General features: G+C 73.4%; 8 protein-coding genes. 6 read left to right on the top strand and 2 right to left on the bottom strand.

Annotated elements, in window-relative coordinates; all coding sequences use genetic code 11:
• Nucleotides 1-281: 281 nt before the first annotated feature.
• Genes IG84_RS0111170 through IG84_RS0111160 form a run of 3 tightly spaced genes read left to right on the top strand, consistent with a single transcriptional unit; the run spans nucleotide 282 to nucleotide 7368 of the window.
• Entirely contained in the window at nucleotides 282-899 is a 618-nt protein-coding gene (locus tag IG84_RS0111170; RefSeq protein ID WP_078648757.1) for a sigma-70 family RNA polymerase sigma factor, read from the top strand.
• Nucleotides 896-2593, top strand: a complete 1698-nt coding sequence (locus IG84_RS41805) for a hypothetical protein (RefSeq protein WP_078648756.1) — start codon at nucleotides 896-898, stop codon at nucleotides 2591-2593. The genes IG84_RS0111170 and IG84_RS41805 overlap by 4 nt, the downstream gene beginning before the upstream one ends.
• Nucleotides 2590-7368, top strand: coding sequence for an FtsK/SpoIIIE domain-containing protein (locus IG84_RS0111160; protein WP_078648755.1), 4779 nt, complete (start codon nucleotides 2590-2592; stop codon nucleotides 7366-7368). The genes IG84_RS41805 and IG84_RS0111160 overlap by 4 nt, the downstream gene beginning before the upstream one ends.
• 82 nt (nucleotides 7369-7450) lie before the next feature.
• Here IG84_RS0111160 and IG84_RS0111155 read toward each other — a convergent pair whose 3' ends face one another.
• Together IG84_RS0111155 and IG84_RS0111150 are read right to left on the bottom strand one after the other, a co-directional pair.
• Complete coding sequence (locus IG84_RS0111155; protein ID WP_030253916.1) at nucleotides 7451-7759, bottom strand: hypothetical protein; 309 nt, start codon at nucleotides 7757-7759, stop codon at nucleotides 7451-7453.
• An 84-nt stretch (nucleotides 7760-7843) separates the two neighbouring features.
• Nucleotides 7844-8899 (bottom strand): hypothetical protein, encoded by a 1056-nt coding sequence (locus IG84_RS0111150; protein ID WP_245659306.1) that lies wholly within the window; start codon nucleotides 8897-8899, stop codon nucleotides 7844-7846.
• A gap of 189 nt (nucleotides 8900-9088) precedes the next feature.
• Between IG84_RS0111150 and IG84_RS0111145 the strand changes: the two genes are divergently transcribed.
• The 3 genes from IG84_RS0111145 (at nucleotide 9089) to IG84_RS41800 (ending at nucleotide 21554) form a co-directional block, all read left to right on the top strand.
• On the top strand, nucleotides 9089-17830 hold the full coding sequence (locus IG84_RS0111145; protein WP_031054524.1) for a putative T7SS-secreted protein: 8742 nt from the start codon (nucleotides 9089-9091) through the stop codon (nucleotides 17828-17830).
• Nucleotides 17827-20538, top strand: coding sequence for a right-handed parallel beta-helix repeat-containing protein (locus tag IG84_RS0111140; protein WP_031054522.1), 2712 nt, complete (start codon nucleotides 17827-17829; stop codon nucleotides 20536-20538). The genes IG84_RS0111145 and IG84_RS0111140 overlap by 4 nt, the downstream gene beginning before the upstream one ends.
• An 86-nt stretch (nucleotides 20539-20624) precedes the next feature.
• Nucleotides 20625-21554 (top strand): hypothetical protein, encoded by a 930-nt coding sequence (locus tag IG84_RS41800; RefSeq protein WP_051861611.1) that lies wholly within the window; start codon nucleotides 20625-20627, stop codon nucleotides 21552-21554.
• The last annotated feature ends 132 nt before the right edge of the window (nucleotides 21555-21686 follow it).

Genomic DNA, 21686 nt, shown 5'->3' with positions numbered 1-21686 from the left:
CCCTGAGTAGTTGCGGGCGGCCGGAGGGGCGCAGCCCGGCGAGACCCCTCGCGGACTCCGGCTGCAGAAGGCGGGCCCTGTCGGCTGCCTGAGTCGGTGTCAAATATTAAACTTTGCACCATCATGGGGGTGTTTGGGTCCGGCAGGGAAGTGCCGGTTCACCCCCGGGTTTTGCCGCGTTCGGTGGCCGCTGATTAGGCTGGGGTATGTGGTCACGGCAACCACTTATCCCGGTCGGAGCACGGCCCGGCACCCCCGAACACCCCTGAGGCAGCGCATCGATGAGCGAACCGGCGATATCGGCCCCGGGTCCTGCTGCCGCCGCCGGGCCGGGTCGCCCCGCGCCGGCCTCTCCGCCGGCTGCCCGCCCGTCCGCCGAGGAGCGCATCACCGCACTGGTCCTGACGTACCGTCAGTCGTTGTTACGGTATGTCACCGGCCTGTTGCCCGCCGACCCGCAGCGCGCGGAGGACGTCGTCCAGGAAGCACTGTTGCGCGCCTGGCTCAAGAGTGAGGCCTCCCGCGCCCGCGGTGCCCGGCGCGAGGCGGGGTGGGAGCCGAGTCTGCCCTGGCTGTTCAAGGTCGCCCGCAACGTCGTGATCGACTGGAGCCGGCGTGACAGCTCCCGCCCTGCGGTGCCGACCGGGCTGCCGCCGGAGACGGCCGTTCTCGCGGACGAGACCGCACGCGTCGTGGAGCGGACGCACGTCGTCGAGTTGCTCGCCCAACTGTCCCGTCCCCATCGAGAGGTTCTGGTGTACACATACCTGCTCGGCTGTTCCGGCCCCGATACGGCGCACGCCCTGGGCATTCCGTCCGGCACGGTGAAGTCCCGGCTGCACCACGCGATGCACCACCTGCGGCAGGCCGCCGCGCTCGCCGCGCGGGAGTGCGCGTGAGTCTCTCCAGCCACACCGCGTCTTCGGGCGCGGCGGCCGTGGCGGCACCGGCGCAGTCCCCGGTACCGCTGGCCCTCGGCATGCCGGACCGCAACTCCTGGCTGATCCTCATCGGCTTCCTCGTCGCCCTGGTCCTGCTCGTCTGGCTCCTCGTCCGCACCGTGAGCAGGCAGGGCGGCTTCCGCCGTACCTGCCGCCGGATCGCGTGGGAGGTGCGGATGACCGCACGGGCGTTCACCGCGCCGCTGCGCGCCTACCTGCGGCACCGGCGCTGTGCCCGGATGCTGGCCGGGTACTTCGCCGACCCGGCTGCCGGCGACGTGGTGCGGGCGGCCCTCGACCGCGCGGACGCGGACGCGGGGGACGGCTGCTACGTGCCCGCCGTCCAACTGTCCCGGGCCGGGGACCGCGTCCGCGTCGTCGTCGCGGGCCGTGACCCGGCCGGATCCGCCGGTCCGGTGCTGCCCTGGGCGGACGCGGCGGACGAGCCGGGGAAGTGGACCTGGGCCGCGCCGGCCGATGCGGTACGGACGCGGCCTGCCGGCCTCGGCCGCACCGTACGGATGCCGCTCGTCCTGGGTGTGGACCGCAAGGCGCCGGGCGTCGTCCTCGTCGACTGGCTGCGCGGCCCCGCCGCGCTGAGCATCGAGGGCGACACGCGGGTCTCCCGCAGCGTGCTCCAGGCGCTGGCCGCGCAGGTGGACCGGATACCGGACGGCCCGCCGGTCCAGGTCGCCTCCGGTGTGCACCCGCGATTCCCCGGGCGCCCGCTGGACGACATCCTCGCGGAACTGGCGGGCCGGCAGGCAGCGCAGGAGCGAGCGACGGAATCAGAGGTGCCGGAAGCAGCGGTGCCGGTGGTGGTCTGCTGGGCGCCGACGCCCGCACAATCGGCCCGGCTCGCGGAGCTGTGCGCGCGAGGGCAGGCCCGCGTGCTGGCCGGCGGCCGGCTGCCGGGTGCCTGCTGGGTCCTGCACGCCGAGCCGGACGGCCGGCTGCTGGGGCCCGGGCCGCAGGTGGACGTGGAGTCGCCCGCACTCGGCCGGGCCGTGGCCCGCGCGGTACGGCGGGGACTCCCCGCGCCGCACTGCGTGCTGCCGGACGCCGGTACCGGGACGGGCGCAGGCACGGATGCCGGACCTGGCGTCCCGGCCGCCGGGCCCGTCCGGGAAACCGCCCCGGCCATGCCGCAACTCCGCAAGTCCGAGCCCGCGCCGGACGGCACCGAGCCGGTACGTGAGCAGGCGCCGGCCGGCCGTCCCGGGCCGGCCGCCCGGCCCACCGAGGCACCACGCGCGGCGGACAGCGGTGCCGAAGGCATACCGCGCGGAGCCGCTGCTCGCCATGCCGACTTCGATGAGCCCGCGCCGAGTGTGCTTGCTCCGGGGGCGACTGCTCCGGCGGCCTCCGCCGTACCTGCTCCCGCGCAGCGCCCGGACGTGCCCGGGCGACCGGCCACCACGGCACCCGAACCCCGCACGGCCCGCGGCGCGGCCGGCCCCGACCACCCGTCCGAGGCGGGCTCCGCCGTGGAGGACGACTTCGACTTCGCGGAACCGGACCTGGCCGAGCCCCGGGCCGCCGCCCCCGCGCCCGGCCCGGCCGGGGTGTCCGCCGCCTCCGACCGCTCCGACGCCGAATCCGACCCCGCCGCCTCCGGCGATCCCCAGGAACGGACTCCTCGTACCCCGTGAGACTCTTCGTCACCATCGCTCCAGCCGCCCCGGAAACCTCCGCTCCGGCCCGGTCCGGCTCCCCGCACGCCACCGCCGAGCGGCGCGACCTGGTCCTGGACGCCCCGGGCTCGACCACCGTCGGCGCACTGGCCGCACGCCTCGCCGGCGAGCACCCGACCGCCGGCACGGCGCCCGCGCTCTTCCTCGAAGACCGCGAACTCCCCGCCGACCTGCCGTTGGCCGCCACCGGCATACGGGACGGCGCCACGCTCGGTCTCGGCGGTCCGGTACCGCCCGAGCCCGACGGCGGTTACGGGCCCGGCCGCGCCGACCTGCCGCCGCCGTCCCGTTCCGCCGACGGCGAGCGGCTGCCGCGCGCACCGCGCGTGGAACTCCAGCTGATCGGCGGGCGCGGCGCCGGACGGGTCTGGCCCCTGGACTGCGGTACGCACACCGTCGGCCCGGCGGCAGGCAGTTCGGTGCGGCTAGATGGCCGTGAAGTGCCCGCCGACGGCATCCGCATCACCGTTCGCCCGGACGGCACCGTGCTGCTGAACACCGCCCCGGCGGCCGGTGGGCCCGCGTCCGGCGGCAGCGCGCCGGCGGACGGCGGCACGGGGCCCGGCCCCCGCACCGGCGTACGCCTGTCCGTGCCCGAACCGCCGCCCGCCCGGCCCCGCGCCGACGACACCCCGCTGCCGCCCCCGCCGCCGCCCGAACTCCCCGACCCCTACGCCGACACGCACGCCGCTGTCCCCGAGGGCTGGGCGGAGTGGCCGCTCGGCGGTGAGCTGCGGATGGGCGAGTACCTGCTGCGGGTGGCCGAGCCCACCGAGGCGGACGCCGCCGTGACGGCCTCCGAGGACGGCGCGTACCTGGACTTCAACCGGCCGCCGCGGATCGTGCCGCCGCTGGTGCCGGAACGGTTCACGCTGCCCTCGCCGCCGGTACCGCCGGCCCGGCGCACCATCCCGCTGCTGGTCGTGATCGCGCCGATGTTCATGGGCGTCGGCATGGTCGTCTTCCTGCACTCGTACTTCTACTTGATGTTCGCGTTCTTCAGCCCGGTGCTCGCCATCGGCAACTGGATCAGCTCCAAGCGGAGCGGCTGGCGCGACTTCCTGACCTCGGTCGCCAACTACCGGGCCCGGCGCGCCTCGCTGGAGGAGGACGTCAAGGACATGGTCGCGCGCGAGCGCGGCCTGCGGGTCGCCGCCGGACCCGACCCGGCCGCCGCCGGCATGTGGGCCGTCGGCCCCGGCGCCCGGCTGTGGGAACGCCGCCGCGGCCACTCCGACCACCTGCTGCTGCGCGTCGGCACCGTACGCCAGGCATCGCTGCTGACCATCGAGGACGCGTCCCGCGAGGACAACCACCGCTCCGTCAACTGGCAGATCCCCGACATGCCGGTCGGCGTGAACCTGTGCGGGGACGGTGTCGTCGGCATCTCGGGCGAGACGGACGCGGCCCGGGCGCTGGCCCGCTGGACCGTCGCGCAGGCCGCGATCCTGCACAGCCCGCGCGACGTCCGGATCACCGTGCTCACCGACGCGGCGGGCGCCCCCGCCTGGCAGTGGGTGCGCTGGCTGCCGCACGCCCGCCCCGGCGAGGGCGGCGTCGCCGCGCCGTCGTCCGGCGGGCCCACCGTGACCATCGGCAACGACCCGGAGACGGTCGCCAACCGGGTCTCCGAACTGGTCTCCGCGATCCGTTCCCGGGCCCGCTCCCGTGAGTCGGCGATGGGCGGCGCGTTGCTGGCCGAACCCGACCTCGTCGTCGTCCTGGACGGCGCGCGGCGGCTGCGCGACGTGCCCGGCGTGGTGCAGGTGCTCAAGGAGGGCCCGGCCGTCAGGGTGTTCCTGATCTGCCTCGACCAGGAGGAGCGGATGCTCCCCGAGGAGTGCGTCACCGTCTGCGCGGTCGGCGCCCGCGAGGTGACACTGCGCCGTACCGGCAGCGCCGACATCACCGGCATCCGGCCCGACCTGGTGGACACCGGCTGGTGCGAGCGGATCGGCCGGGCCCTGGCCCCCGTACGCGACGTCACCCCGGACGGCTCGGACGGCCTGCCGGACCGCGTCAAGCTGCTGGACCTGCTCGGCCTGGAACCGCCGCGGGCCGCCGAACTGGCCGCCCGCTGGACCAAGCGCCCGGCCTCCACCGGCGTCCTGCTCGGCACCGGCTACACCGGGCCGGTCACCTTCGACCTGGTCAAGGACGGCCCGCACGGCCTGATCGCGGGCACCACCGGCGCCGGCAAGTCCGAACTCCTCCAGACGCTGGTGGCCTCCCTGGCGGCGGTCAACCGGCCGGACGAGATGACGTTCGTCCTCGTCGACTACAAGGGCGGCAGCGCCTTCGCCGGCTGCGAGCGGCTGCCGCACGTCCTCGGCATGGTCACCGACCTGGACAGCCACCTGGTCGAGCGGGCGCTGACCTCGCTGAGCGCCGAACTGACCCGCCGCGAACGCCTCCTGGCCGACGCGGGCGCCAAGGACCACACCGAGTACCGGGCGATGCGCCGCCGCGACCCCGCGCTCGCGCCGCTGCCGAGGCTGCTGCTCATCATCGACGAGTTCGCCACCCTCGCCCGCGACGTGCCCGAGTTCGTGCCAGGGCTGGTCAGCATCGCCCAGCGCGGCCGCTCGCTCGGTCTGCACCTGCTGCTCGCCACCCAGCGACCGGCCGGTGTGGTCACCGCCGACATCCGCGCCAACACCAACCTGCGGATCTCGCTGCGCGTCACCGACGCCCTCGACAGCCAGGACGTCCTGGAGGTCAACGACGCGGTGAGCATCTCCAGCGACACCCCGGGCCGCGCCCTGGCCCGGATCGGGCACCGCTCGGTGCTCCCGTTCCAGACCGCCTTCGTCGGCGCCGTACGCGACGACGGACAGGCCGCGGCCGCGGACACCGGGGCCACGGGAGCGGGCACCGGGCCGGGTGCGGAGGCCCAGGCCGGCGTCTGGACCAGCGAACTGACCTGGTCGCTGCTGGGCCGTACGGCGGCCGAACCCGTCGAGGAGACCGCCGACCTCTTCGACGCCATCCAGGAGGCGATGGACCGCGCCGACGCACCCACCGACCTGACGGCCCTGGTCGACGCTGTCCAGGAAGCCGCCGCTCAGCTGGAGATCGAGCGGCAGCCCAGCCCCTGGCTGCCCGCGCTGCCGAACGCGGTGAGCCTGGCCGAACTGCCCGAGCGGCCCGACCCGGCCGACGGGCGCCTCGCGCCGGTCGTCTGGGGCCTGGCCGACCTGCCGGGCGCCCAGCGCCAGGAGCCCCTGGACCTGGACCTGACCCGCTTCGGGCACCTGTACGTCCTGGGCACCCCGCGCTCCGGCCGCTCCCAGGTGCTGCGCACCATAGGCGGCGCGCTGGCCCGTCGGCACTCCAGCGCCGACGTGCACCTGTACGGCATCGACGCGGCCGGCGGCGCGCTGGCAGCGCTGGCCGAACTGCCGCACTGCGGCGCCGTCGTGCCGCGCGCCGACCTGGAACGGCTGGGCCGCCTGCTGACCCGGCTGACCACCGAGATGGGCGCGCGCCAGGAACTGCTCACCTCCCACGGCGCGGCCAACCTCACCGAGCTGCGCGGCCTGCTGCCGCCCGCCGAACGCCCCGCCCACGTCGTCGTCCTGATCGACGGCTGGGACTCGTTGGCCGCCCTGCTCGGCGAGCACGACGGCGGCCGGCCGATGCATGAGCTGACCGCGCTGATCCGCGAGGGCGCGCCGATGGGTCTGCACATCGTCGCCACGTCCGAACGGGCGCTGCTGACCGGCAAGGTCGCCTCGCTCAACGACGAGCGGCTGCTGCTCAGGCTGACCGACCGCAACGAGTACAGCCTGGCGGGCATCCCGCCGAAGCAGGTGCCGGCCGTCGTCCCGCAGGGCCGCGGCTGGCGCGGTGGCAGCGCCACCGAGGTGCAGGTCGCCCTGCTCGGCGAGCAGGCCCTACAGGGACAGGGGGCGCCGGTCACCGGACGTGACCAGGCCGAGGCGCTCAAGCGGATCGGGGAGCGGGCCGCGCTGCGCGACCGCGACCTGCCCGCAGCGCGCCGCCCCGCGCGCGTTCTGAGCCTGCCCCGCCAGGTGTCGTTCACCGACGCGTACGAGAAGGTTCCGGCGGCCGACCGGCGCCCCCTGTGGGGACTGCTCGGCGTCGGCGGCGACGATCTGGGCGCCATTGGCGTGGACTTCGTGGCCGACGCGCCGTCCTTCCTCGTCAGCGGCCCGCCCGGCAGCGGCCGGTCCACCGCGCTCACCACGCTCGCGGTGTCGCTGCTGGCCGGCGGCACCCGGGTGGTCGCGCTCACCCCGCGCGAATCGCCGCTGCGGGGCCTGGCCCGGCACCCGCGGGCCGTGGTCATCCAGGACCCGGACCCGCTGGCCGACGAGGTGACCGCGGCGCTGAACGCCGAACCGGGGCCCGCCGTGGTCCTGGTCGACGACGCCGACCTGCTCGCCCAACTGCCCGCCGCCGACGCGGCGCTGCGGGAGGTCGCCACCACCGGCCGGGACCGCGGCATCGGACTGGTCGCCGCTGCCACCGCCGAGACGCTGACCTCGGTGGGCATCGGCTGGCTCGGCCTGGTACGGCGGGTCCGCAAGGGCGTGCTGCTGTCGCCGCAGTCGCCGGGCGAGGGCGACATCCTCGGCGTGCGGGTTCCGTACGACCTGTTGCGGGGCCGTCCGACGCCGGGCCGCGGCCTGACCGTGGACCCGGTGACCGGCGCGCTGGTGTCGGTGCTGGTGCCGGAGACGGTGCTGCGCGACGGAGACGCCGGCTGACCGTACGACGGTGCCCCGCCGCCGGACTTCTGGTCCGGTGGCGGGGCACCGTCGCGTTGTGCGGCCCGTGTTGTGCGGTCCGTCAGCCGGCGTTCTTGGTGCCGGTCGCGATGTCCAGGTCCATCTTCTCGATGCTGTTCTTGATCTGGTTGAACTGGTTGGCGAAGGAGTTGATGCTCTCCACCGCCTTCTGCAGCGACGCGGTGAGGTTGCTGTAGGACTCCTTCAGCGCCGGGCTGCTCTGCTGCATGAACAGGCCGTTGTCCAGCAGGCCCTCGACGGAGGTCTTGGTGCTCAGCAGCAGCGGGTTGATGTCGTTGACGGCCTGCTTCATCACGCCGGAGACGCGCTGGATCTCGTTGTAGTCGATGTTGATGTTGCCTGCGGGCATGGTGCTGACTCCCTTGGATCGGTATGGGGATGGGTGGAACCCGGACGGGGCCCGGGGGTGCGTCGGGCCGAGGGCGGGGGCCGTCTAGTCGTCGGACTCCTTCGGCGTCCAGCCGGTGTCCCCCTCGGCGTCGTCGCTGGTCCACTCCTCCGTCTTGCCGTCGGTCACCACGGTCTTGGTGCCGCTGCCGTCCTCGTTGACCTCGATGGTGGTGGTCACCTCGTGGCCATCGAGATCGACGGAGGAGTGGGTGGTACCTGTCACCGTCTGTTCGTTGCCGTCCTCGTCGGGACCGACGGTGGTGTAGGTGGTCTTCGTGTCGCGGTGGCCGGTCTTCTGGTCGGTGACCGAGGTGGTGGTACCGGTGGTGGTGCTCTCGTTGCCGTCGGTGTCCTTCGTCTTGCTGGTGAAGTCGTCCGTGGTGGTCTTGTGCTCCGGCGTCTCACTGGTCTTGGACGTGCCGGTGGTGTTCGTGACGCTGCCGAAGACGTCCGTCGAGGACGAGTCGTACGTGCCGTCGGCGTGGTAGTTCGTGGTGTCGGTCGCCTTCAGGCCCGACTTGGTCTCCATGGTCGTGGTGACCTTCGTCGGCTTGCCGTCCGGCCCGTACTCGTACGTCGTGGTGGTCTTGTTGCCGTGCCCGTCGTCGGTGGTCCACTCGTCGGGGCGCTCACCGGGCTTCTCCGGCTCCTCTGGCAGCATGGACGGGTCGAGGTCCGGGTACTCCTTCTTGGCCTTCTCGACCGACTCGTGCCAGGCGTTCCACTCGTCGTTGCGGGCGTTCCACAGGTCGGAGGCGATCGAGGCGCTCTGCTTGGCCGCCTTGTTGGCCAGGTCGAAGTCCCAGTCGGCCCACTTCTTCGCCACGCCCTCGTAGAGGTTCTTGAGCTTTTCCAGCTTCTCCTCGGAGCGCTTGAAGGAGCCCTTCCACGTCGAGTAGTACTTGCGGATCGCCGCGACCGCCACGCTGGTGCCGACCTCGTCGACCGAGTACTCCTGCTTGCTCTCGCGGGCCTGCTTGACCTCGTCCTTGAGCTTGCCGGCCTTCTGCGCGACGTCGTTGAGCAGTTCGTAGTCAACGGCTATGTCGGTCACGGTCACACCCTTCGCGCGGTCGGAGATCAGTTCAGGTCTCTCCACTGATCAAACGCAACGGAAGGCGAATCGGTTCACCCGAGTACCGGTGAAGCGGAGGGAAGTGATGTCGTTCACACTGTGAACCGATGGGGCCGTAGATACGTGAACGTAGTGTGGTGTCCTATGACTCCGGTGTATCTGATGCACCGATAGTGACACTTGTGAACGGTCTACCGCGGGAGAGGAACAGGCTTGGCTACGCGTCCCGGAGACTGGGGTGCTCTCGGCCTCGACGGCGATCCGACCCCGGGCGACGCCGCCGCCATCACGACCATCGCCGACGCGATGCGCGACCTCGCCACCAACGCGGGCACCATCAACAACGGCCTCAAGGCGCTCCAGCAGACCGCCGGTGACGGCCAGCGCTTCATCGGCAAGACCGCCGACCAACTGCGCGACATGGTCGACGACCATCTGCACAACTTCGTCGGCCATGTCGAGGAGTCCTTCCACCAGGCCGAGGCGGCACTGCGTACGTACGCCACCGCCGTCACCGACGCGCAGAGCGATGCCGACCAGGCGCTGTCCGCCATCCAGGGCCTGGCCGACGACGACCCGCAGCGGCAGACCCACATCGACCGGGCCGACGAGGCGAAGACCGCGCTCAGCAACGCGGCGAGCACCTTGGACAAGGCGCTGACCGCGGCCGGGTCGCTGATGGTCCAGCCGGTCAGCGACTGCGACATGTTCTGGGAAGCCTTCGAATGGCTGACCATCGTCCTGTCGGTCATCGCCATCTTTACCGGCGGCGTCCTCGCGGTCCTCGCCTGGGGCATGAACGCGGTCCTGCTGATCAAGACCATCGTCGACTTCAGTCAGGGCAAGGCGAGCGGCCTGGAGCTCGGCCTCGCCTTCCTCGGCGTGCTCTTCCCCACGACAAAGGCTCTGCCGGTCGGCTCCATCGTCAAGGGCCTGGGCGGCGTCCTCAAGGGCGGCTTCGAGGGAGTCGCCGGCGCCGGGAAGAACATCTTCGCGGAGATCGGCCACCTCTCCTCGCTGCACGGCATGCCCAAGGTCGTGGTGGCGCCCATGGTCATCGCTGCCCACGCGGCGCCTGCCCTCAACATCGTCAACGGCGTGAAGGGGCTCGGGAATCTCGCCAAGGGTGGCTGGGGGTCCCTGACGGGCACCTTCGCCAAGGACTGGGCGACGTTCACCGGTCACATCGACGGGAGCTGGGCCAAGGCCGGCGCGTACGCGAAGGTCAACTTCGGGCGGGGCGGGCGGATCGCCATCGCGACCGTTCTGCCCCTGGACTTCACCGAAATGGGTGTCCTGGGCCTCGGCGGCGCCGCGCGGCTCGCCTTCGGCGAGCGGGTCCTGGGCATCAAGCAGCCGGAGCTGCACGCGCTGCTGGCCAATGCGGGACGTACGGACGCGGCGCTGCGCGGCGGCATCCACACCGGCGCGTTCGGCGGGCCCGGCGCGATGGTGCCGTTCCGGCCCGTCGGCGGGACCGGCGCGCCCTTCGTGCCGGGCGGCTTCGTGGACCTGTCGGGTCTGCATCTCGGCGCGGCCGGTTTCCCGGGAGGCTTCCCGGGCGCGCACTTCACGCCCGGTGGTCTCGTCACGCCCGGTGGTCTCGGCGGATTTCCGGGGACCGTGACGCCTGGTGGTCTCGGAGCGTTCACGCCGAGCGGGCTGGGGTCGTTCACGCCGAACGGGCTGGGGTCGCTCGCGCCGAACGGGCTGGGGTCGTTCACACCGAGCGGGCTGGGGTCCTTCACGCCGAACGGGCTTGGTGGTATCGCACCCAACGGCATCACGGTGCCGCACAGCATTACTGCACCTCAGGGCATCACTGCACCTCACGGTATTGCTGCGCCCCAGGGCATCACCGCACCGCACGGCATCACCGCGCCCAACGGCTCCGTCACCCACGCGGGCGTGCAGATCAACCAGCCGGGGCTGGTGACCGCCCCCGACGTACCCGGCATGACCACGCACGCCAACGGCCTGACCGTCCCGGACGTCCACGGTTCCGGCGCCACTCAGCTCATCCAGCAGACGGACTTCGCGGCCGGGCACGTCCGCATGGACAACAACCTGCTGCTTTCCGCGGACACCGCCATCGACCTGCTCAAGGACACCCACGCGTCGTCGCCGCTCGCCCACGTGGCGACGGACGCCCCCGCCGTCCGCGTCCCGGAGACCTCGTTCGACGCCGGATCAGTCCACGGCATCGGCGACGGTCACGCGATGGCCCGCGGTGCCGTCGGGCACGGCGAGGCCCTGGAGGACATGACCTTCCCCGAACTACAGGCGCTGGCCTCGGGCGACGTCGCGGTGACCGCTTTCCACGGGGACGGCGTCAGCATCCGCATCGGCGACGCGGCGACGCGCACGTTCACGGCGCAGGACCTGGCGCACACGGTGCCCGGCGGCCCGGCGGAAACTATCCGGCCGACGGGCGCCGGCGCGCACGTGGAGACCGTCGGGCTCCACGGGGCGGTACCGGCGCCGCGTGACCCCGCCAAGGCCCCGGCGGACATCCCGGCGACGGCCGGCGCGCACGACCCGCTGCGGGCGAAGATCCCGGACGCGGCGCCGAGCACCAAGGCAGGCGCATCGTCCGGCAACGGTTCCCCGACCAAGGCGGCCCCTCAACCGGCTCTCGATCAGCACGACTTGGCGATGAGCCTGCTGGATGCCGGCGACCGCAAACCCGCCCCGGCCACCGGCCGCAGCGCCACCCCGGACAGCGGCCCCTCCGGCGTGTCGGCCCGTCCGGACCTGGACGGCGCGGGCGCGTCCGGCACCGCGGACCACAGTGCCCTCGACCTGATCGCCCACCCGGGCGGCGACGTGTCCAAGGCGGCGGACGCCGCCGCCGTACCGGCCGCGGTCAAGGCCACCGAACACACCCCCACGCCCATGCCCGCCCCCGTGCCGAAGGCCGGGTCCGCCGCCACCCCGGCTTCCGGCCCGAAGGTCTCCGGTCCGGTCACCGGGCCCCCGCGCGGCCGCTTCGGCGGCTTCTCCGGCGCCGCCGCCATGAACCAGCGCCTGCGTGCCCGGCACGACCTGATCCTCGGCGGTTCGACCGGCCCCGAGGCCGGGGCGAAGCTCAACGCGTGGGCCGGGTACGAGAACGCGCTGTCGCAGCTCGGCAAGGCGGAGCGCAAGGTGGACGAGCTGGCGCCGCCGGGCGCCGCCCAGGGCGAGCCCTCGCCCGCCCTGGCCGAGGCGCTGGACGACCTGGGCGTCAAGCGCGCCGAGGCCGCCGAGGCGGAAGCCAGGCTCGACGAACTGGGCATCGACGCGGCGCGCACCCGCAAGCAGATCAACGCCCTCACCGGCGGCCTCTTCGGCGAACACGGCCTCGGCGGCGGTCCGCGGCCGCACCCGCAACCGGAGACGCACCCGCAGCCGGAGACGCAGGCGGTCCCGTCCGCCGACAAGGGCAAGGGCAAGGCGGACTCCGCGGAGCCACAGCCCGCACCGGGCAGCCCCACCCCGCACCGCCCCGCACCGGAGGACCGGCTCGGTTTCGGCCCCGGCACCGGGCGGGGCGCCCGCGACCAGGCCCGGAACGACATCGTCACCGGCGGTGCGAGCGGCCCGGAGGCCGAGCTGCGGCTCGACGCCTGGGAGCAGTACCAGCGGGCGTCGTACGACCTGGCCGGCGCCCAGGGAAAGGTGGACCGGCTGGTACCGAAGGCGGACCAGCCCGGCCCGTCCAAGCCGTCCGCCGCGGCTCTCGACGCGCTCGACGACCTGGGCACCAAGCGCGCCGAGTTCACCGAGGCGGAGACCCGGCTCGGCGGGCTGGGCATGGACCCGCAGGCCGTCCGGCAGCAGATCGACGACGCCAACAACGCCATCGCCGCCGAGCGCGCACAGAACGGGGAGTACGTCGGGCCGCTCGGCGGCGCGCCGACGCCGCACTCCGACGGGCCGCTGCCGCTCGGGGCGCACGACTGGTCCCCCGACCCGCAGGTGCCGCACGCCCTGTGGCCCCAGGCGGGCGCCCACGGGGCGGGCCGCACCATGGTCAACCAGTCCTTCCGCGACCTGCCGTACGTGGGCCACCAGCCGCTCACGGAGGGCGACTACCTGAGCTGGATGCGGGCGAGCACGGGGGAGGGCCGGCCGCTGTCCTTCGTGGTCAACACCATCGCTCCGTACCACCAGATCGCGGACGGGCTCCAGGACTTCCTGAACTCGATCACCCGCGGCCTGGAGGGCTACGACGGCCGCCTCGGCGTGGTGATCGGGGTCAACGGCAAGGCGGAGGACCTCGCGGCCATCCACCGCGCGATGGACCAGGCCCTGGGGTCGGTGGCCTTCGACCACCCGCTGGCACTGGTGGCCACCACGTTCTACGGCGAGAAGTTCCCCTTCGGCACCATCCGCAACCACACCATGACCAGCCCGGCGGCCCGCTCGATGGCGCACTCGATGATGCACGGCGGCGGAACCGGCCCCAGCCACCCGTACTGGGCCTTCATGGACTTCGACGTGTACGAGCACACCGTCCCCAGCGGCCGGCACGTCTTCGACCACTTCGACCGGGAGTTCAACCTCGGCGAGGGCGGCGCCGTGGACGACTGGGCCAAGAACCTGCCGGACGACACGGGAGCCGGGGCGAAGGCGTCCGACGACTCCGTGGCGCTGCCGGGCGACACCGACCTCAGGCCGCTGCGCCCGCTGGGCATGGTCGGCGGCTACCGGGTGCCGGCGAAGACCGGCGAGACGGTGACGCTCGACGGCGTCGAGGTGGACCGCTCGGTCGAGCGGCTGATCAAGGAGACCAAGAACCGCGACGCCACGCCCGCCGGCATGACCTTCACCCAGCAGGACGTGGAGAAGTTCGCTTCCGTCGTCGACTCCGACATGCGCATCCGCGCCACCATGGCCGGCATCCACGGGCTGCTGCCGTACGGGCCGGAGCCGAACCTCTTCGTGGACGCCGCCGTCACCATGGTGGACGACGTACGGCTGGCCGACGGCGCCGCCTGGCAGCCGGTCCGGTTCGGCGGCGGCAGCGGTGAGTACAAGGGACTGCGGGAGAAGCTCAACCACTTCAACGCCTGGGAACTGGACAAGACCCTGCCGGACGCCCCGGGCAACGCGGTCGCGCGCGACATCGCCGCCGCCAACTCCACGCTGCCCGACCGCGGCACCGCGTTCGTGGCCGACTTCGTCGGCGGCGCGGTCCCCACCGACCTCTCCCGCCTCATGGCCGGCTATTACAAGCTCGGCAAGGCCGGTGGCGTCGGCAACATGCCGCAGGAACACCTGACCCTGAAGAACGTGGTGGAACACGCCTTCGGCCGGGACGCCTTCCACCTGGACCCGACCCAAGTCCCGGCCAAGGACGGCCTGAAGCTCGCGAAGCTGCGCGAGGACCTGCTGAAGGGCAAGTCCCCGGAGCAGGGCTTCCGGGACGACCCGCTCAAGCCCCTCGGCATCGACGGACGGCGGCCCGAGTACAACGAGCCCCCCGGTGCCACCCTCGACCGGCTGGGCGCCAGGCTGGGCGGCGACGGCAACACCCTCGGCCTCAACATCTCCATCCGCGTGCCGGGCCGGCCGGACGGGCTCGTGGTGGGCATCGTGCCGGCGGAGAAGCGCTTCATCGGCCACGCGCTGTCCTTCGCCTCCGAGGAGGCGGCGTTCACGCGGCTGCAGAACTACGTGATCGCCGAGGTCCTGCCCAAGGGCGGTCTGCCGCACGACTCGCTGCTGCGCGCCCTCCCGGAGCCGCCCGCCGGCGTCGGCCCGAAGGGAGCGCGGCCCGTGCCCGGCGCGATCCCGGACGCCCAGGCTCTCCTGACGCAGGTACAGCGGCAGATGGGCAAGAACGGCCTTACGGACCTGTTCCACGACGTCTACGCCCGGGGTGTCGACGGCCGCGCGCTGTCCGTCGGCCTGGTCACCGGACGCCTGGGCCCGGACGTGTCGGAGATCGGTCCGATCGAGCAAATCATGCTGGAGCGCTACGCCAAGGCATTCAACCGCCCCCTGGAGATCCGGGGTACGGACGGCGCCACCCACACGGTCGGCGTCGACGCCCGCAAGCCGGGCCCGCCGTTGTACCTCACCTGGGTCCCGGACCACGGCGGCCCGCACTCGGGGCACTGGAATGTGGGCGACGAGGTGCCCGCTCCGTCCGGCCCCGCCACCCCGACGCCTCCGCCCGGGCGGCTCGGCTTCGAGCCCGGGACCGGGCGGGGCGCCCGCGACCAGGCCCGGAACGACATCGTCACCGGCGGTACGAGCGGGCCGGAGGCCGAGGTGCGGCTCGATGCGTGGGCGCAGTACCAGCGGGCGTCGTCCGACCTGGGGCGGGCTCAGGAGAAGGTGGACCGGCTCGTACCCACGGCGGGGCAGCCCGGCCCGTCCAAGCCGTCCGCCGCGGCTCTGGAGGCGCTGGACGACCTCGGCGTGCGGCAGTCCGAGATGGCCAGGGCCGAGTCCCGGCTCGACGAGCTGGGCATGGACCCGCACGCCGTACAGCAGCAGATCGACGAGGCCAACACCGCGATCGCTGCCGAGCGCTTGCAGCGCGGAGAGTACGTCGGGCCGCTCGGCGGTGCGCCGTCCCCGCGCCCCGCGTCGCACGACGTCGAGATGGCCGGCGCACCGGCGGGCTCCTCCGCCGGAGGCGGCGGCAACCACCCGATGCCCGCGCTGCGGTGGGACAACGCCCTCAGCCCCGGCACCACGCCGGGTGACCTCCGCGTGAACACCGCGTTCCGGGACCTGCACGGAACCGGACAGCGGCCGCTCTCCGGCGGGGACTACCTGACCAACCTGCGCGACAGCCTGCGCGAACGGCGCCCGATCTCCTACGTCGTCAACGCCGTCGTCAAGTACGACGAGATCGGCGGCGGACAGCTCGACGCCTTTCTGCGCTCGGCCACCGCCAACCTCCCGGACAGCTACCGGGGGCGGTTCGGCGTGGTCATCGGCGTCAACGGCCCGGCGGGCGAGATGGAGCGCATCAACGCCGCGGTACGGAGCGCGCTGGACGGCACGCAGGCCGACTTCCCGGTCGCCGTCGTCGGTGTCGGCTGGCGCGGCGGCTCGTTCCCGTTCGGCACCGTCCGCAACACCGTCATGACCAGCCCGGCCAGCCGGTCGATGGTGCACGCGATGATGGCCGGCGGCGCCGACGGCGCCGGGCGTTCCCATCCGTACTTCGCCTTCATGGACTTCGACACCTTCGAGCACACGGTGCCCAGTGGTCGGCACATCTTCGACTACTTCGAGAAGAAGTTCGAGATGCGTGGCGTCGAGCGGGCGGGGGAGCCGTCGTCGGCCGAGCCGCTGCGCCCGCTGATGATGACCGGCGGCTACCGGGTGCCCGAGCCGCCGGGCGGCGGCGCGCCCGACCCGCTCCTGGTCAAGACCGACGAGCACCTGGCCGACGCCGAGGCGAAGGGCAAGGGCAAGGCCAGGGCCACCCCACTGCAGCCCGGCGAACTGCGGGTCACACCGGAGAACCGGAACACCTTCAACCGGCGGATCGGCGCGGACATGGACGCCCGCACCGGCATCGCCGGCCGCCACCCGCTGCTGCCGTACGCGCCCGAGCCCAACCTGTTCGTGGACGCCACCGCGACGCTGGTGGACACCATGCCCGGCGTCCACGGCTGGATGCCGCTGCGGTTCGGGTCCGGCGGCGCCGAGTACCACCATCTGAGCCAGGCGCTCAACAACTTCAACGCCTGGGAGCTGGACACCACCCTGCCGCGCCTGACCAGGGACGACTTCCCGCGGCTGCCGGGCGAGAGCCGGGACGACTGGCTCAAGCGGGTGGACGACGGCATCACCGACCGCGAGGCGCAGCGGCAGATCGCCGCGGGAAACCACACGCTGCCCGACCGCGGTATCGCCTTCGTCGCCGAGTTCGAGAAGGCGGCCGTTCCCACCGACCTCTCCCGGATCATGGCCGGGCTCTTCGGCAAGAGCGGGAAGCTGCTCCAGGACCACGCCGGGCTGGGGAATGTGGAGCGGCTGGTCGAGAGCAAGGACGCCAAGCGCGGGCTGGAGCTGTCGGACGTCCGTGACGAGCGCTTCAAGCTGTCCCCGGAGGCGGCGGACCGCGACAACCCGCTGCGGCCGATCAAGAGTCCGGACCAGGAGCGCCCCCATGACATCGCCGCGCGGCTGGGCGACAGGCTGGGCACGGGCGCCAACCCGCTGGGAATCAACGTCTCCGCCGGGCTGCCCAGCGACCCGTCGATACGGGCCGGCATCCGCCAGGAGGATCTGCGGATCATCACCCACGGCTACGCCCACAACGAGGCCCCGTCGCGGTTCCTGGACCTGCTCGACTACGCCATCGTGCATACCGCGCACCAGCCGCCGCCGACCTCGGTCCTGCACGCTTTCGACAACGCACCCGGCCATCTGGCCCTGCCCTCGCCGGAGGAGATCCTGCGCGGCGTGCGGGCCCAGCTGGAGTACCGCGGCACCGTCACCAAGGCCCGGGTCGAGGCCGCGGTCAACGACGCGATCACGCACGGGACCGACGGCCGGGAACTGTCCATCGCCCTGGCCACCGGACGGCTGCGCCGCGAAACCTTCCTCCCCGACGGCCTCGGCGGCTCCACGAGCCGGCCCGCCAGGAACACGGCCGAGGACCTCGCGCTCACGTACTACGCCAACGCCCTCGGCCGCGAACTGCACATCACCTTCGCCGACGGCACCATGACCACCATCGCCCCCACGAAGCAGGGGAAGAAGCGGCTGCCGCCCCCGGTGGAGATCGTCTGGACGACCAGTCCCGACACCGTGCGCTACCCGGACGGCGGCCACTGGACCGTGGCCGACAACGAACCGGGCCCGGTCGCGGGCGGCAAGCGAGGTCACGGCGGTGCGGACGGACCGGGCGGCGACACTCACCCCAAGCGCCCGCGCAAGGGCAAGGGCCGGGCCGACGGCCCCGCCGACCCGGACACGCCCATGGGAGGCATCCAATGACCACCGGTCAGGCGGCACCGGACGCCACCGTGCACCACGTGACCCCCGGCCGCCCCGGCGCGCTGGCCGCGGCCCTGGAGGCCGCCGCCCCGGGCGACGAAGTGCGGCTGTCACCCGGGACGTACGAGGAGACGCTGCGCGTCGCACGGGACGTGACGCTGCGGGCCGCGGACGGCGGCGGGGTCACCCTCGCCGCGCCCGGCGGCACCACCCCGGCTCTCGAAGTCCTGTCCGGTGCCCGGCTGACGCTGGACGGAGTGACCGTACGGGGCGGTGCGGCGGACCAGCCGGCCGTCCTGCTCTCCGGCGGCAGCACGCACTGGCACGGCGGCGGTACCGGCCGCGGGCGCCTCGAAGTGCTGCGTGACGCCGCGCTCACCATGACCGGCGCCCGCCTGACGGGCGCGGCACTGGCCGGGGCGCTGATCCGTACCACCGGTGCGGTGCGGCTGACGGACTGCGTCCTGGAAGGCGCCCAGGGCACCGGCGTCGTGGTGGGCGGCGACTCCCGGCTGGCGATGACCGGCAGCCGGATCAGGGGTGCCACCGGCTCGGGTGTGCGGGTCCGCGACGGCGCGCACGTCGTGTTGCGCGACTGTCTGATCGACGGCGCGGGCCGCAGCGGGCTGCTGTTCGAAGACCGGTCGGCGGCCCTGCTCGTGGACTGCCGGGTACGGGACTGCGGCGGCGAAGCGGTGCGGGTGCTGGACTCCTCGCCCGTACCGCAGAACGACGACCCGTACGACGCGGCGGACACCGCGGTCCCGGCGGAGGCCCGGGGCGGACTGCTGCTGTACGGCTGCGAGCTGAGCGGTGCGGGCGCCGACGCGCTGCACGTCGCCGGGTCCGGCGACGCCGTGCTGGCGGGCTGCGTCCTGCGCGACGGCGGCGGCTCCGGCGTCACGGCGGGGGAGCGGGCCCGGGTGCGGCTGGCCGACACCCGGATCGTACGGACCACGTCGGCGGCCCTGACGGCCCATGGTACGGCCCGGCTGGAGGCGCGCGGCACGACCGTACGCGGCTCGGCGGCCAACGGCCTGCTGGCCACCGGCTCCGCCGCCGTCCGGCTCACCGACGGGGAGGTGACCGACTGCCGGTTCAGCGCCGTACACGCCGGTGGGGCCGCCGAGGTGACGCTGACCCGGCTGCGTGCCGGGCACACCCCCGAACACGGGCTGCACGCGGTCGCCGACGCCCGGCTCACGCTGACCGAGGTGCACCTCACCGACTGCGGTATGTCCGGCCTCGATCTGTCCGGCGCGGCGAGCGCCGAAGCCGCCGAACTGTCCGTCGTCCGCTGCCGCAACGGTGTCGTCGCCGCATCCGGCGGCCCGCTCCGCCTGACCGGCTGCACGGTCACCGACGCCGAACGCGCCGGGTTCAGTTTCGGCCCCGCCGGCGACGCGGAACTGGCCGGCGCCCGGGCGCTGCGCGCCGGCACCGCCGGGCTGGTGGTCCAGGAGGGCGCCACCGTACGGGCCCGGGATGTGGAGATCACCGACGCGGCCGGGTCCGGGGTGGTGGTCGCGGCCGGCGCCGCCCCGCACGTGAGCCGGGCACGGATCGTCCGCTCCGGCAAGAACGGCCTGATCGTGGACGCCAAGGGCGCCGGCGTCTTCGAGGACTGCGAGATCACCGCACCCGGCTACCCCGCCGTCCACCTGGGCGAGGCGGCCACCCCCGTACTGACCCGGATCCGTGTACAGGACGCCGACGCCGACCTGAGCACCGGGACCGGCGCCGAGCCGGAGGTGCGCGACTGCGTCTCCTGGCAGGTCAAGGACGCGCAGTGGCCCGCGCCGCTGGCGCCCGTGACGGCCACCGCCACCGCGGCGTCCGGCGGAACCCCGGCCGGGGGCACCACGACCACAGCCCCGGCCACCGAGGAGGACCTCGACGAACTGCTCGGCGAACTCCAGCAGTTGATCGGTCTGGACCGGGTCAAGCAGGATGTCGCCTCGCTCGTGAAGCTGATGCGCATGGTGCAGCGCCGGGAGGCGGCCGGGCTCGCGGCGCCGCCGCTCAGCCGCCACCTGGTCTTTGCGGGCAATCCCGGCACCGGCAAGACCACAGTGGCCCGGCTCTACGGGCGCATCCTGGCTGCCGTCGGCCTGCTGGAGCGCGGCCACCTCGTGGAGGCCGACCGCTCCGCGCTGGTCGGCGAGTACGTCGGCCACACCGGACCGAAGACCCAGCGGGTCTTCATGGAGGCGATGGGCGGCGTGCTGTTCATCGACGAGGCGTACTCCCTGGCACCCGCACACGGCTCGGGCGGCAACGACTTCGCGCAGGAGGCCATCGCCACTCTCGTGAAGCTGATGGAGGACCACCGCGACGCCGTCGTGGTCATCGTCGCCGGCTACCCGGCGGAGATGGAGCACTTCATCGACTCCAACCCCGGCCTCGCCTCCCGCTTCAACCGCACGTTGCTGTTCGAGGACTACGGCACCGAGGACCTGGTGTGCATCGTCGAACAGCACGCGGCGGCCCACCAGTACGAACTGACCGACGCGGCACGCGCCACGCTCACCGGCTACTTCGAACACGTCCCCCGGGACGGCCGGTTCGGCAACGGACGCTCGGCCCGGCAGACGTTCCAGGCGATGACCGAACGGCAGGCGTACCGCGTCGCGGAGAACGACTCCCCGTCCGAGGCGGACCTGCGGACGCTGTCCGAACTGGACGTACCGGAACTGGACGTACCGTAGACGGGCCTGTCCGGCTGGGCGTGGCGCAACCGCTCCCGCCCGGCCTGACCCGCCTCCCCCCGACTACTCCCAGGAGGAAACCCCCGTTGTCACAGCCGAACAAGAACACCGGCCCGGACCGCCCGTCCGGGTCCGGTTTCGCGGAGACCTTTGCCAAGGGAGCGCGCACACCACTGCGCGGCCTGGCGCCCGGCCGGCGGGTGTGGAAGACGGTGCTGGGCCTGCCCGTGCTGGCCGGTGTCGGTGTCGGCGTGGTGGCGCTGGCCACCCTCGGCGCCTCCCAGGTGCGCTTCGGCGACGGCCAGGAAAAGGCCGTCGCCGCCAAGCAGCCACGGCCGACGAAGACGGGCTCGCCGGCACCGGCCGCCAAGCCCAGCAAGTCCCCGAGCCCGGCGTCCCCGAAGCCCAGCGACGCGGGCGCGCCCGCCCCGACCCCCGAGGCGCCGGCGAAGAAGACCCCGCCCCCTGAGGCCAAGAAGCCCGCCGGTCCGCCGCGCGTGACCTACACGGGCCTCGTGGGCCCCGGCTGCCCGACCCCGCCCGGCGGCGGCTATGAGCAGCAGGGCGCCTACAACGACGGCGGCAACGGCTGGTACGGGCTCACCGGCGGCAGCACCCGGGAGGGCGGCTGCAGCGGCCAGTTCACGTCCGTACCGATGTCCGGCGATCCGGGCAAGGACGCCAAGAGCAGCGTGGTGTGGTGGTTCGCGCCGGGCCCGGAGTCCCGGTCCTGCCAGGTCTCGGTCTACGTGCCCCAGGGGCCCAACGACCGCGACGTGAACGGCCGTCCGACCACGTATCAGGTGCTGACCGACGCCTTCGACGTGAACACCAAGTACGCCCGGTTCACCGTCGACCAGGCCGGGCACCGCGGCAGTTGGCAACCGGGCGGCACCTTCCAGGTCCGTCAGGGCAAGATCGCCGTGAAGCTGCTGGACCGCGGCATCGATTACGGGCCGGACCGCGAGGGCGCCCACCACGCGGCGGCGCCCGTCAAGGTCACCTGTCACGGCTGAGCATCCGCTGCGGGACCGCTGCGTGCGGCAGGCCATTCCGTATGGCACAACGCGCATCGGGCCTGCCGCCGGTCGCCCCGGGCGAAGGGCGTATCGGCAGGCCCGATACCGACGTGCGCTGCCCCGGGAGAC

It is taken from the genome of Streptomyces ochraceiscleroticus, from assembly GCF_000720485.1.
GTDB lineage: Bacteria > Actinomycetota > Actinomycetes > Streptomycetales > Streptomycetaceae > Streptomyces > Streptomyces ochraceiscleroticus.
Note: the sequence above shows the minus strand (reverse complement) of the source record. Positions and strands in the feature narration are given on the sequence as shown.

Bases quoted from the DNA above. Each gene is read 5' to 3' on its own strand.
- IG84_RS0111170 (WP_078648757.1), top strand. From the start codon at position 282: ATGAGCGAACCGGCGATATCGGCCCCGGGTCCTGCTGCCGCCGCCGGG.
- IG84_RS0111155 (WP_030253916.1), bottom strand. From the start codon at position 7,759: ATGCCCGCAGGCAACATCAACATCGACTACAACGAGATCCAGCGCGTC.
- IG84_RS0111140 (WP_031054522.1), top strand. From the start codon at position 17,827: ATGACCACCGGTCAGGCGGCACCGGACGCCACCGTGCACCACGTGACC.